A 13,319-nucleotide genomic window follows, 5' to 3' on the forward strand; every position below is an offset into this window, starting at 1 on the left:
CAGCTGATACAATACAAAAACAGGTGAAAAAGCGCAGTTTATACATAATAAATGACCATTCTGAATCTGTTTTTAACACCGCAGCAGCAATGCAGATAGTTTTTCAACAAGTCTGTTAATAATCATCGTTAATCGACCCAATCAGCATATCATTTCTGATCGATTTTATACCATCAATAGTACGAGCAATCGCTATTGCTTTGTCCATGTCGTTACGGGAATTGACGTAACCGCTTAATTCTACAACCCCTCTGATTGTTCTGACATTGATATCAAAACGTCTTAGCGACGGTTCATCAATAATTGCTTCATAGACTTTTGTGGTAATACGAACATCATTAAATTTTTCTTCCATCCCCGTTTGCTCGGGTATTGATGCACAGCCTGAGAGCATGGCTATTTGAGCAATTAAGAAGAAAACAATGAAATGACTGTTATCACGTCGTATCATAATGAGGTCTCCTAAATGATTATCGGAAAAACATCCTCCTCACACTTAGATTAAAAACCCGTGCCTTTCCACCTTCAGCACTTCATTCAATCCAACAAAACTTAACCGGTTATTTGTTGGGTAAGTATTCGCAACCATCAGAATGCGAGGTAATGCATGGACAGAGTAGCTCGCATAACGTCAATGAACAAAGCATTCCATTCCTGTTGATAATATTACATCATTTCTTTGATAGAAATTGCTTTTTTGGCAGAGTAGCTTGATTAGATTATGCCTTGATAATATTTATTATTTGACTGATGTTATTTCCACGTTCCAGTAACACCTTCAACTAGTTTGTGTCGATTGCTCGTTTTTCGGTAGCTCCTTCAATAATGGAATTATCATTTTTTCCAGCTTTTTCAGATCGACACGCCCCAAATAGTTTTCGACCAACTCTCCAGAACGATTGATCACCACAGTATAAGGTAGCGCAGAATGACGATTTCCCGCAGCCTCTAACAATGACCAAGTATTAAAACTACCGACCAATACCGGATAATTGATACCAAATTCCTGACTAAACATTTTCACTTTGTCAGCTTGATCAATGGCGATACCGATAAAAATCAACCCTTGTTCCCCATATTTTCTTTGTGCTTCAATAAATTCTGGAATTTCCTCGCGGCACGGCGTACACCAAGTGGCCCAAAAATTCACTACCATGACTTTTCCTAACCACTGCGAAACCTCCTGATTTTCTCCTTGTAAATCTGGCAAGCTTGCAGCAAGGATAGCTTGAGCGCCTTGCTGACTTTCTTCACTGGATAATTCAGTTTGATATGCCTCAGACAGCAAAGTACGTAGGAACGAGCCTGCTCCCAGAGCAAATATCGCGACGCAAGAATACAAAATTACCTGCTTGAACTTCGACATTTTTTTATCCTTAGAAAATATGTTAATAGGGCGCCGGTGCTAATTATTTGACAGTAGCTAGCTTTAAATCAAAACAGCGTTCAGTACTGTTAAGAAATCATTGTTATTGAGAAATCCAATGATTTTAATATCAGGAACGTCATGACCTTGACGATCAATAAATAAAATACCCGGCGGCCCAAACAACTTAAATCGTTTAAGTAGCGCGGTATCATCCGAAGTGCCATTTGTGACATCAACCTCCAGCAGAACCACTTCTTTCAGTCGAGCTTGAACTTTAGCATCAGAGAACGTAAATCGATCCATTTCCTTGCACGAAACACACCAATCAGCATGAAACCTGACCATGACGTATTTTTCTCTGGATAACTGGATCTGTTCATCCAGTTCAGCAATAGTTTTTACCCGCTGAAATGGCAGTGTTGCATAACTCGCTGGTCCCGCTTCCCCTAAACTTGTCGCATCTGCCAGGTTAAGCTTTGAGAGTGGCTGCAGAACATCCCGGCCACCGGACAAAACACCGATCAATAACGCAACACCAACCAGTAAAGCGATAACACCCACACCTTTGAGAAATTTCTGCACACCGGAGGCTCTTTCCGGCAATGGATCAATCGCATGCAAATAAATCGCCGAAATGATTAACAACACGGCCCATAACAACATGTATACCACTTCATTAATCACCGGGGAGATAATCCAAATCGCAACTGCGAGCAGCAACACACCAAAGAATCGCTTAATCGACTCCATCCATGCGCCAGCTTTCGGCAGCAAAGCGCCGGCTGATGTTCCCAATAGCAACAGCGGCACACCCATACCCAGTGCCATGACAAACAATGCCGAACCGCCCAGAACCACGTCTCGAGTCTGGCTAATATATAGCAAAGCACCCGCCAGCGGTGCGGCGACACAAGGACCGACAATCAAAGCAGACAATGCCCCCATACCAAACACACTGGTTAAATGCCCACCTTTCAACTGACCGGCCTCCTGGGATAACTTGGTTTGCAACGACCCGGGCAGTTGCAGCTCATAAAAACCAAACATGGAAAAGGACAGCAACACAAACATCGCTGCAAACGTGCCTAGTACCCATGCATTTTGCAAGGCCGCAGACAACATTGCGCCCGATAACCCCGCCGCTACACCGATGATGGCATACGTAATCGCCATACCAAATACGTAAGCCAGTGCCAGAATAAATCCATGCCGCTTTGTTACATTCTTGCCTTGATTGGCAATAATCCCCGATAGAATTGGAAACATCGGAAACACACAAGGCGTAAATGATAGAAACAAGCCAACCACGAAGAATCCGGAGAGAATTAACCAGTAATTGCCAGTTTCGAACATGCGTTCAATCTTGTACGATTCGGTTTCAATCGCAGGTGATCTAGATGGCATCTGAAACAATTCAGCGGTAGCATCGATTTCTGCTGCCGTAGCTTGACTACTCACCGCCTCGGCAACCGCTCCGATCGCGGCCTTTACTGCCGGTAATGTCAAATCAATCACTTTATGTATCGGTGCGTAACACACCCCCACCGGTTCATTACAACCTTGATAAGTTGCCTCCAGTGTCAACGGCTCACTTGCTGCGCCTTCGCGCTTTAACGAAATGACCGCTTGAATTGGGCTGTAATATACTTCCGTATTGCCAAAAGTCATGTCCTCTTTCATTTTGCCGGGTGGCAACCTTACCTTTTCAATCGCCATACCTTCTTGCTTGGGTTCGAAGGCAATTTTGTCGCGATACAGGTAATAATCCTTCGCTGGTGTCAAATGTGCAATTAACGTATTTCCGTCTCGCACTTCTACTGCGATCTTGAACGCCTCATCCGGTGGCAAAAGTTCTTGTGGATTACTTTGGCCCAGATTGATACCTAAGCCCTGTAATTTCTGAAACAAATTTAAAGATCCGCCTTCCTGAGCGAAAGCTTGCGGACAGGATAAACATAACATTAGTAGCAAAAGTTGGATTAATCGCATAGGTATCAGTATTATTTAGTCAGATAGGGTTGTTTCGTCGACGATCCACTGCAAATATGCAGGTAATCCGTCCAATATAGGAACCATAATTACTTCCGGAAGTTCATAAGGATGCACCTTCTTGATCAACTGTTCAATCCGTTCATAATATTGCCGCTGGGTTTTAATTAGCACTGGGGTTTCCTCAGCCGACTCAATGTTATCTTTCCAGCGATAAATCGAAACACACGGACTTAAGGTGTTAACACAAGCCGCCAAATGTTGATCGACTAAAGCCTCTGCCAACGCTAAGGCGCTTTCCTTATTGGGAAAATTGGTAATAACAAGTACGGGTTCCATGCATGTTATGCAGTTGCTGCAAAAAGATTAATATTACCCTGCATAGCACCTCCATTGACAAGTGATTTTGAATTCTTACGTTCTGGGCATACCCTGCCAATAGGCATATACTCTAAAAAATAATTTACCAAAAGGATCTTAACAAATGAAAGGATTATTTAATTTAGTAATAACACTCTCAATTATCACCCCGGTCACGATATTTTTTGGCTACATCATTATGGATGAAGGCGATCAATTCACCGCAGAGCATTACATGGTGACAGGACTCAGTACAGTTCCGCTTATTTTCGCGCTACTGATTAAATTTTTGATGACAGGCGCAGAAAAGAACAACCAGTAATTGCTTTAGGATTCTATCACCATACCCTGTAATTGCTCACAAGCACGCTGGTAAGCCAGTCCGGCCACGGCCAGATCCCCAAGCGCCAACCCCCTGAACACAAAAGCGATTCGTTCATCTGTGCTTTGACGGCCAGTTGCACTGCCTGTTACCAAATCAGTTAAATCACCACGCACTAACTCCGGATCAACCAACGGTTTAGGCATGCTGGCTTCTTGTTCCAAATCATCAACGATAATCTGGTCCAATGCTGGCATGCTCTCAGCCAGCCACGGTGCAGCCAAATCGGTCATAGTGACGAATGCGCCTGGTTTAAGCCAGCGCGCGTCTAGAAATGGAATCAGTTTTGGCGACAAGGTTACAGATGTAACAATCAAATCCGCATCTTGAATAGCTTCCTGTGCCGTTTGTGTCGCAACCACCAACAAGCCCATTTTTTCTGCGCTACGGCAAAATTTGTCGCGGCTGGCCGCGCTCCGTCCAAACACATTAATCTGCTTTAGCGGAAAAATTTCTGCCAGCGCTCGCAAGTGACTATGGGCTTGCACGCCGCACCCGATAAAAGCAGCAATAGAAGCATCAGGTTGTGCAAGCCGTTTGGCAGCGACCACACTCAATCCAGCCGTGCGTACTGCAGTAATCCAATTGCCATCAATGATCGCAAGTGGCAATCCGTTGCGGCTATCGAGCAAAGTCACCAATGCGTTAATGCTTTCTAATCCATACCTTAGGTTATCTGGATTGAGCACTAGTGCTTTGACAGCAAGAAATGGAGGATCATCGGCTGCCGCTAATGTCGCCATCATGTATCTATCATCTGGCGGAGTAATCACAGCCTTAGGCGCATTCCAGGCCTTCTGTTGTGTTTTTGCAAATAATAAATGCTCAATGCTGGCAGTAACATCATGCATAGTAAATTGCAAGTCCTGCAATGAGCTTTGTGATAAGTAACGAATCAATGGCAACATCAAAGCCCCTAATTTTGAAAAACTTAGCTGATGGTTAAATTAGCCATATTAACAATCGGATGCTATAATGTTGCCCCCGCCGTAAGGACTAATATAGCTTATATTTGAGGAATAATTTATGTCTCGCCCGATTCGCAATATCGCAATCATCGCTCACGTTGACCATGGAAAAACCACTATGGTTGATAAACTTCTACACCAAGCCGGCACCTTTGCTGCACACCAGCAAATTTCCGAGCGTGTGATGGACTCAAACGATATTGAGCGTGAGCGCGGTATTACCATTCTAGCCAAGAATTGTGCTATTGACTACGAAGATATTCATATCAATATCGTCGATACCCCTGGCCATGCGGACTTTGGCGGAGAGGTCGAACGTGTGTTGTCAATGGTCAATGGTGTATTGCTACTCGTTGATGCCGTTGAAGGGCCGATGCCGCAAACCCGTTTTGTCACCAAAAAAGCTCTCGCGCTGGGTTTACGTCCGATTGTCGTAGTCAATAAGATTGATCGGCCCGGCGCGCGCGCCGGTTGGGTGGTAGATCAAACATTTGATCTGTTCGATAAATTGGGCGCCAGTGAAGAACAACTTGATTTTCCTATTATTTATGCTTCGGCACTAAATGGCTTTGCCACCTTGGATATTGATAAGCCGAGCACCGACATGCGTCCGTTGTTCGACACTATCCTCAAGTATGTCCCCGCTCCTGTAGGTGATCCTGATGAACCACTGCAACTGCAAATCAGCGCGCTGGATTATTCCAGTTTCGTCGGTCGCATTGGCATTGGCCGCATTCACCGCGGCAAGCTGAAACCCGGTCAGGAGGTCATGGTGTTGACGGGCGACAAGTCGCCAAAAAAAGCGAAAGTCAATCAGGTACTCGGCTTCCGAGGTTTGGAGCGGATACAAATGAAAGAAGCTTTGGCCGGCGATATCGTACTGATTAACGGCGTGGAAGAACTCAGCATCGGCACTACGCTGGCGGATGTCGACCAGCCAGAAGCACTACCAATCCACGCTGTGGATGAACCAACCCTGACTATGACGTTCCAAGTCAACACCTCGCCATTTGCCGGCCAAGAAGGAAAATTCGTCACCAGCCGCCAGTTGCGCGAGCGCCTGGAAAAAGAACTGTTGATCAATGTTGCCCTGAGGATGGAGGACACCAATGAAACCGACTCGTTCCTGATTTCAGGGCGCGGTGAGCTGCACCTGACTATTCTGCTGGAAAATATGCGCCGCGAAGGTTACGAACTGGCTGTCTCTCGTCCGCATGTTGTGATCCGTGAGATTGACGGCGTTAAATGCGAACCGTTTGAAATGCTCACAGTTGATGTAGATGAAGCAAATCAAGGCGCAGTAATGGAAGCTTTGGGCGCGCGCCGCGGCGATTTACAGGATATGGTATCTGATGCTAAAGGACGTGTGCGGCTAGACTATCGTATCCCTGCACGCGGTTTGATCGGTTTTCAATCCGAATTCATGACTATGACACGCGGCACCGGTTTGATGAGTCATGTATTTGACGAATTCGCGCCGATGCGCCCGGAAATCCCACCGCGCAGAAACGGTGTGCTCATTTCCGCTGAACAAGGTGAAGCGGTTGCGTATGCTCTATGGAAACTGCAAGATCGCGGCCGCATGTTTGTCAGTCCAGGTGATCGCCTGTACGAAGGCATGGTGATCGGTATCCATACGCGCGACAATGATCTGGTGGTCAATCCGATCAAAGGCAAGCAATTAACTAATGTTCGCGCTTCCGGAACCGATGAAGCGGTCACATTAATTCCGCCGATTCAGCTTACGCTGGAATCCGCAATTGAATTCATTGCCGATGATGAGCTGGTAGAAATTACGCCTAAAACGATCCGGATTCGTAAGCGCCATCTACTGGAACATGAACGTAAGCGCGCATCCCGCGTCGCGGCGTAAACACCAAAAACTACCAAATTTCAGAAGCGAGTGACACCCATCACTCGCTGTATCCTTATGGCAAGGTCACAGATATAAAAACACCAGCATGATCGGATACGCTTGCCTGATCCGGATCAACTAGGGTGTTAAATACCACTCGGCTTTCACGTAAATTCTTTGCTTGATTCATAAAAATGTAGTCAATGCGCCTCGCAGATCCTCCTGCATCCAATGTCGAAACGCCTACGGTACAATGCGCATCGGCTTGTTCAGTATTTGTGCACAAATTGTCCAGCGACTTATCTTGCGCATAAGCATCAATAAAACCGGCATTGACAATCCTGTCATAGTAAGGCCGCTCCACGAAGGGATCTAGGCGAAAGCGGTCGATATTGAAATCACCGCCAAGAATTGCAAAATTACCACTCGGAAAAGATGTCTCTAATTCACTGATGAATGGCAACATAACATTTAGCTGAGCATCTAACTGATCCGCTGTGCATGCGGCGCAAAGATGCGTATTATAAATATTCAGTTTACTGGAATTAGGAATATTGATACGTGTCATCATCACATTTCTTGGCAATTTGATATCATGTCCGCGGAAATTCAATTCAGTCGCATGCGGCAAGCGCTTGGTTGTCCTGAAATCAATTTCACAACGACTCAATATCGCATTAGCCACGCCTATCACACCCGGTAATCCAATTTCAAAAGACGTGTACAAATCATAATCACGTTTGCGGGCGAGGAGCTTCTTCTGCAAATCTTCTGCACTATTTTCAGTATGAGCTAATGCGCCTCCAACCACTTCTTGAAGCAGAATTACATCGACCGGGGTTTTCTCCGCAAATTCTGCAACCGCTTCCAAACGCTGTTCACGTGTTTCAATTTCTTTGAACAGAAGATTGATAGATAGGACGTTAAGGTGGCCACGGCTAGTAACATCGTCACATTGAACCCGTGATTCTTCACCGCCGCCACCGCTCTTGGCACAACCGGACATCACGGTAACGCTAAAAATTATGAAGAAAAGTAGGTTTTTCATGATTTAATCTCCTGATAACACTGATAACACTGCAAACCCGCTTTTCATCCCAGGATTGTTCACTAAGCTGGAGTTGCTCTAGATATCAATATTCCTTGCACGTAACGCATTCTTCTCAATAAACGCACGACGTGGTTCAACTACATCACCCATCAACGTAGTAAAAATTTCATCGGTCAATATACTATCTTCAATCTGCGCACGTAACAGGCGACGATTTTCTGGATCCATCGTGGTTTCCCACAATTGACTTGGATTCATTTCTCCCAAGCCTTTATAACGCTGCACGTTCAAACCTTTTTTCGCTTCCTCTAGCAACCATTCCAGTGCGTATTTGAATTCACTAACAACCTGCTTACGCTCGCCGCGCCGGATGTAAGCGCCATGACTCAGCAAGCCTTCAAATACCTGCGCGGTTTTTTGGATTTGTGCATAATCGCCGCTTTCAACAAAATCATTATCCAAGTAGCTGGTCAGCACATTACCATGTGACATACGCATAATTTTCAGTCGATAACGTTCATGAACATCATCGTATTCTGCAGCAATTTCAACATCTTTTACCCGTGCGGCCAGACGGGTTGCACTGTCGATTGCCGCTTGTTCATTGTGCAAATCAACATCTGGTTGGCGTAGCAACGCATGCATCACGTTACTATCGATCATTTGACTCATGCGCTCAATGACCGCTTCTGCAAGAATGTATTCGTTGGCAATTCTTTCTAGTGTTTCTCCGCTCAGAAACGGTTTTTCTTCACCTGTACTTAGCTCAGCGTCAGTCAACGCGAGGCTTAGCATATGTTGTTTTAATTCGTGATCATCTTTGACATAGCGTTCTTTTTTACCATGCTTGATTTTATACAGTGGCGGTTGCGCAATATAAATGTGACCACGTTCGATCAGTTCGGGCATTTGCCGGTAAAAGAAGGTTAGTAATAGTGTACGAATATGCGAGCCATCCACGTCCGCATCAGTCATGATAATAATGCGGTGATAACGTAATTTATCCGGGTTGTATTCATCCTTGCCGAAGCCTGTTCCTAGCGCAGTGATTAGAGAAATGATTTCCTGCGACGAAATCAGCTTGTCAAAACGCGCTTTTTCGACATTCAAGATTTTGCCCTTGAGCGGCATGATTGCTTGAAACTTGCGGTCTCGTCCCTGTTTAGCAGAACCACCAGCAGAATCACCCTCGACCAGATAAAGTTCGCACAGCGCTGGATTTTTCTCCTGGCAATCAGCCAGTTTTCCTGGTAATCCCATGCTATCGAGTACGCCTTTTCGGCGTGTCAGTTCGCGTGCTTTACGTGCAGCTTCGCGAGCTCGGGCAGAGTCGATAATTTTATTACAAATGGTCTTGGCATCAAGTGGGTTTTCGAGCAAAAACTCAGACAGCTTTTGTGCTACCACTTCTTCCACCACAGGACGCACTTCCGACGAAACTAATTTTTCCTTAGTTTGCGACGAAAATTTGGGTTCAAACAGTTTTACCGATAACACGCAGGATAAGCCTTCGCGCATATCGTCACCGGAAGTTTCAATTTTGGCTTTTTTAGCCAGTTCATTTTTCTCAATGTAATTATTGAGTGTACGAGTCATCGCAGCACGTAAGCCTGTCAAATGAGTGCCGCCATCTTTTTGCGGAATATTGTTGGTATAGCATAGTACCTGCTCGCTGTAACTGTCATTCCATTGCATCGATACTTCGACGGCAATATTATCCTTTACACCAGTTGCATAGAAAATACTGGGATGCAGCACAGACTTACTGCGATTGATATATTCAACAAAGTTTCTGATGCCGCCGGTAAAAGCGAATTTTTCATCTTTACCAGTGCGTTGATCAACCAGATGAATTTTTACGCCATTGTTGAGAAAGGAAAGCTCACGTAAACGCTTGGCAAAAATATCATAATGATATTCAACGTTGCCAAAAATTTCCTTGCTAGCGAGAAAATGTACTTCCGTACCATGTCGTTCGCTTTCTCCGGTTATTTCTAGTGGTTTTATTGGGACACCCATACGAAATTCCATCTGGTGCATTTTACTGTCACGCCTGATAGTGAGTTTCAACCATTCCGATAATGCATTGACTACCGATACGCCAACTCCATGCAAGCCACCGGAAACTTTGTATGAATTGTCGTCAAATTTTCCTCCGGCGTGTAATTCCGTCATAACGATTTCTGCCGCAGAACGCTTCATTTCATCATCCTGTTTGATCCCGGTAGGGATGCCTCGACCGTTATCCAACACACTGACTGAATTATCCGGATGAATCGTGACAGTTATTTCGTCGCAATGACCGGCTAATGCTTCATCGATAGCATTATCGACCACCTCAAACACCATGTGATGCAAACCTGTACCATCGCTGGTGTCGCCGATATACATGCCAGGACGTTTACGTACGGCATCCAGGCCTTTGAGTATTTTGATGCTTTCAGAATCGTAATCAGTTAGATTTTCTTTCGGTACATGGGGATTTTGATTACTCATTAGCTAGGATACTTTATGAAAGTTACAAAAAACGTTTCAAGGGTCACGGTTTTTATTGATTCTGGCATGGTTATTATTAAATCCTCATTGGCATTACAATGTATTTGAATATTTCATTTCCAGGTATTGTCATTAATACACTACTATTGGCATTTTCAAATGCGCATTGTACGGTTTCACTCGTAACATTGTTTAATAAATCCATCAAATAGGTAATGTTCAGGCTGATGTCCACCGGATCTTCTTGATAGCTGATTTCCAGTTCTTCTTCAGCTTCTTCCTGCTCATTATTCTTGCAGATAATGCGAAGATTATTTTTATCGACGATTAAACGCACACCGCGAAATTTATCACTTTGATTCGATAGAATGGAAACCCGCTGCAAAGCTTGCAAAAAGATGAGCCGATTAATTTCAAATAGTTTGTTGTTTCTAGTTGGAATAACCCGATTGTAATCCGGAAACTTTCCGTCGATAACTTTAGATGTCAGAATTATATCTGAAAAAGAAAATCTGACTTTATTTTGAAAATATTCTATCTTGATCGAGTTTTCGCTGTCATCGAGTAATTTGGATAGTTCAAAGACTGCTTTGCGCGGAAGAATAACTTCTTGCTTTTTCTGCGCCTTATCTAAAGTTGTTGAAACATAAGCAAGGCGATGACCATCAGTACCAACGCTGATCAGTTGCTTGCCGTCGATTAACAACAAAAGTCCATTTAAATAATAGCGGATATCCTGTTGAGCTACTGCAAACTGAACCAGATGTAGAAGATTCTTGAATTCTTTTTGCCTGAGTGTAATAACACTGTCTGATTCCGGTTCTTCGGTTACTTCGGGAAAATCTTCCGCAGGAAGAATTTGCAGACTGAATGCGCTTTTACCGGATTTAACCTGTAAGTTGTCATCTTTTCGCGTTAACGTTACCTCGGTATCGGATGAAAGTGAACGTAAAATATCCTGAAGCTTTTTAGCAGATACTGTAAAAGAAAAATCTTTTTTAGGGGAAAGGTTTTCAGCAGCCTCTGTTTTGATTTGTATTTCCAGATCAGAGGTTAAAAAAGAAGTCTTTTCTTGATTTTGCTTAATCAGAACATTTGATAGGATAGGTAACGTTTGACGACGCTCTACAATGCCAGTTACAGTTTGTAGTGGTTTTAACAACGTATCTCGGTTGGTTTTTATTAAAAGCATTGCATTGATATAAAAATGATATTAAAAATAGTAATAATTAGATAATGTCTTTAATACTTCTGTATAGTTTTTTGCTTCCTATGAATTTCAACAAGATAGCATCACTTTTTTGTTTGTATGATTAAGGTATGAAGACTGGATAAATTGTGGATAAAAATAGTATCTTTTTATCATAGGCAGTTATACACAGTTTGTTAAACAGTTATCAACCTCTTAAAATGAGTATTAAAGCGTTAAAATCCCGACTTATAAGTGGATCAGAAACACGTAATTCGTTAATCTTACGGTAGCCGTGTAATACGGTAGTATGGTCTCTGCCGCCAAAAGCTTCGCCAATATCAGGTAGACTCAGTGAAGTCAGCTCTTTGGCAATGGCCATTGCCATTTGTCTTGGCCTCGCAACGATACGTGAACGTTTTTTTGAATACATTTCAGAAACTTTGATCTTATAGTAGTCAGCAACAGTTTTTTGAATATTTTCAATTGAAATTTGACGACTTTGTACTGCAAGCAAATCTTTTAATGCCTCTCTCGCCAGATCAAGTGTTATTTCCTGATTGACAAAACGTGAGAAAGCCAACACGCGTTTCAACGCACCTTCCAGCTCACGTACATTTGAACGGATATGTTTAGCGATAAAAAAAGCGACATTTTCATCTAATCGGATTTTTTCTATTTCAGCTTTTTTTAAAAGAATCGCGACACGCATTTCCAGTTCAGGGGGTTCCACCGCTACAGTTAATCCCCAGCCAAAGCGTGAAACCAAACGTTCTTCCAGACCGGTAATTTCTTTTGGGTAAGTGTCGCAGGTGATGATGACTTGTTTATGTGTCTCAATGAGAGCATTAAACGCGTAGAAAAATTCTTCCTGAGTGCGATTCTTTCCGCCAAAAAATTGCACGTCATCAACCAGTAATAGGTCCAATGAATGATAGTAAAGTTTGAACTTGTCAAAAGCTTTGTGCTGATAAGCACTGACAACATCGGAGACGTATTTCTCTGCATGAACATAGCGAATCTTTGCATTTTTGTTGTTTTCTTGTACGTAGTTACCGATCGCTTGAATTAAATGTGTTTTCCCAAGACCTACACCGCCGTAGATAAATAGCGGGTTATAGGCAACCCCTGGAGATTCCGCCACCTGAATAGCTCCGGCTCGTGCTAATTGATTCGCTTTTCCAGTTATAAAGCTATCAAAGGTGAAGCTGGGATTTAACCCATTGAGATTTTTTTTAGTAGGATGATGAACAGTTTTAGATTCCGGTTTAATCTCATTGGAGCTGGGTATGGAGTCAGAGATCTGATTCAATGCATTATTTTTGGTTTTTGTTTGATTAGCAAGTTTCAGATGGAATTGGATATTTTTGTCAAAATAGGTTTTCGCCATACTTTCTATGTGAACGATAAAGTTATCCGCGACCCATTGTGATACAAAGCGATTAGGTGCGATCAGTACAACTTTATTATCACTATTTAATGCAAGATCAATTTCCAAAGGTTTGATCCAAGTGTTAAATTGTTGCGCATTCAGTTCTTTTTGAAAATGATCTAGACAGGATAACCAAAAAGTGTTCAGTGATTGCATCATTTTTTGTTCTTTATTTGTCTGGTTTGAAAAAACAGTCATCATGCTATGTTCATTACAAAAAACCTGATG

11 protein-coding genes are annotated in these 13,319 nt (G+C 43.3%); 2 read left to right on the forward strand and 9 right to left on the reverse strand.

Features of this window, described 5'->3' with window-relative positions; genetic code table 11:
• Positions 1-115: 115 nt before the first annotated feature.
• From K2Q13_RS01045 to cutA, 4 genes are all read right to left on the reverse strand, one after another.
• The gene (locus K2Q13_RS01045) at positions 116-451 is read right to left on the reverse strand and encodes a BON domain-containing protein (protein WP_292918791.1); all 336 of its coding nucleotides are present in this window, start codon (positions 449-451) and stop codon (positions 116-118) included.
• Between the two features lie 327 nt (positions 452-778).
• Positions 779-1,366, reverse strand: coding sequence for a TlpA disulfide reductase family protein (locus K2Q13_RS01050; protein WP_292918792.1), 588 nt, complete (start codon positions 1,364-1,366; stop codon positions 779-781).
• 63 nt (positions 1,367-1,429) lie between these two features.
• The gene (dsbD, locus tag K2Q13_RS01055; protein WP_292918793.1) at positions 1,430-3,358 is read right to left on the reverse strand and encodes a protein-disulfide reductase DsbD; all 1,929 of its coding nucleotides are present in this window, start codon (positions 3,356-3,358) and stop codon (positions 1,430-1,432) included.
• A gap of 15 nt (positions 3,359-3,373) precedes the next feature.
• A complete protein-coding gene (cutA, locus tag K2Q13_RS01060) occupies positions 3,374-3,697 on the reverse strand; it encodes a divalent-cation tolerance protein CutA (RefSeq protein ID WP_292918794.1) in 324 nt (107 codons plus the stop codon).
• A gap of 145 nt (positions 3,698-3,842) precedes the next feature.
• On the opposite strand from cutA, the gene K2Q13_RS01065 reads away from it, so the two are divergent.
• Positions 3,843-4,040, forward strand: a complete 198-nt coding sequence (locus tag K2Q13_RS01065) for a hypothetical protein (protein WP_292918795.1) — start codon at positions 3,843-3,845, stop codon at positions 4,038-4,040.
• A gap of 5 nt (positions 4,041-4,045) precedes the next feature.
• Here K2Q13_RS01065 and K2Q13_RS01070 read toward each other — a convergent pair whose 3' ends face one another.
• Positions 4,046-5,008: an ornithine cyclodeaminase family protein gene (locus K2Q13_RS01070; protein ID WP_292918796.1), complete on the reverse strand. Its 963-nt coding sequence runs from the start codon at positions 5,006-5,008 to the stop codon at positions 4,046-4,048.
• A 118-nt stretch (positions 5,009-5,126) separates the two neighbouring features.
• On the opposite strand from K2Q13_RS01070, the gene typA reads away from it, so the two are divergent.
• Entirely contained in the window at positions 5,127-6,941 is a 1,815-nt protein-coding gene (typA, locus tag K2Q13_RS01075) for a translational GTPase TypA (protein WP_292918797.1), read from the forward strand.
• Positions 6,942-6,996: 55 nt separating this feature from the next.
• On the opposite strand, the gene K2Q13_RS01080 is transcribed toward typA, so the two are convergent.
• From K2Q13_RS01080 to dnaA, 4 genes are all read right to left on the reverse strand, one after another.
• Positions 6,997-7,971: an endonuclease/exonuclease/phosphatase family protein gene (locus tag K2Q13_RS01080; RefSeq protein ID WP_292918798.1), complete on the reverse strand. Its 975-nt coding sequence runs from the start codon at positions 7,969-7,971 to the stop codon at positions 6,997-6,999.
• Between the two features lie 78 nt (positions 7,972-8,049).
• The gene (gene gyrB / locus K2Q13_RS01085; protein WP_292918799.1) at positions 8,050-10,470 is read right to left on the reverse strand and encodes a DNA topoisomerase (ATP-hydrolyzing) subunit B; all 2,421 of its coding nucleotides are present in this window, start codon (positions 10,468-10,470) and stop codon (positions 8,050-8,052) included.
• Positions 10,471-10,546: 76 nt separating this feature from the next.
• Positions 10,547-11,662 carry a DNA polymerase III subunit beta gene (dnaN, locus tag K2Q13_RS01090; protein WP_292918800.1) on the reverse strand — a complete coding sequence of 372 codons (1,116 nt, stop codon included), beginning with the start codon at positions 11,660-11,662 and terminating at the stop codon, positions 10,547-10,549.
• A gap of 205 nt (positions 11,663-11,867) precedes the next feature.
• On the reverse strand, positions 11,868-13,247 hold the full coding sequence (dnaA, locus tag K2Q13_RS01095) for a chromosomal replication initiator protein DnaA (protein WP_292918932.1): 1,380 nt from the start codon (positions 13,245-13,247) through the stop codon (positions 11,868-11,870).
• Positions 13,248-13,319: the final 72 nt, after the last annotated feature.

Source organism: Nitrosomonas sp. (genome assembly GCF_019752095.1).
GTDB lineage: Bacteria > Pseudomonadota > Gammaproteobacteria > Burkholderiales > Nitrosomonadaceae > Nitrosomonas.

What these genes read in the sequence shown, in the direction of transcription:
- K2Q13_RS01065 (WP_292918795.1), top strand. Translation starts at nt 3,843, where the DNA reads ATGAAAGGATTATTTAATTTAGTAATAACACTCTCAATTATCACCCCG.
- dsbD (WP_292918793.1), bottom strand. Translation starts at nt 3,358, where the DNA reads ATGCGATTAATCCAACTTTTGCTACTAATGTTATGTTTATCCTGTCCG.
- typA (WP_292918797.1), top strand. Translation starts at nt 5,127, where the DNA reads ATGTCTCGCCCGATTCGCAATATCGCAATCATCGCTCACGTTGACCAT.
- K2Q13_RS01070 (WP_292918796.1), bottom strand. Translation starts at nt 5,008, where the DNA reads ATGTTGCCATTGATTCGTTACTTATCACAAAGCTCATTGCAGGACTTG.
- K2Q13_RS01080 (WP_292918798.1), bottom strand. Translation starts at nt 7,971, where the DNA reads ATGAAAAACCTACTTTTCTTCATAATTTTTAGCGTTACCGTGATGTCC.
- dnaN (WP_292918800.1), bottom strand. Translation starts at nt 11,662, where the DNA reads ATGCTTTTAATAAAAACCAACCGAGATACGTTGTTAAAACCACTACAA.
- K2Q13_RS01045 (WP_292918791.1), bottom strand. Translation starts at nt 451, where the DNA reads ATGATACGACGTGATAACAGTCATTTCATTGTTTTCTTCTTAATTGCT.
- dnaA (WP_292918932.1), bottom strand. Translation starts at nt 13,247, where the DNA reads ATGCAATCACTGAACACTTTTTGGTTATCCTGTCTAGATCATTTTCAA.
- gyrB (WP_292918799.1), bottom strand. Translation starts at nt 10,470, where the DNA reads ATGAGTAATCAAAATCCCCATGTACCGAAAGAAAATCTAACTGATTAC.
- cutA (WP_292918794.1), bottom strand. Translation starts at nt 3,697, where the DNA reads ATGGAACCCGTACTTGTTATTACCAATTTTCCCAATAAGGAAAGCGCC.
- K2Q13_RS01050 (WP_292918792.1), bottom strand. Translation starts at nt 1,366, where the DNA reads ATGTCGAAGTTCAAGCAGGTAATTTTGTATTCTTGCGTCGCGATATTT.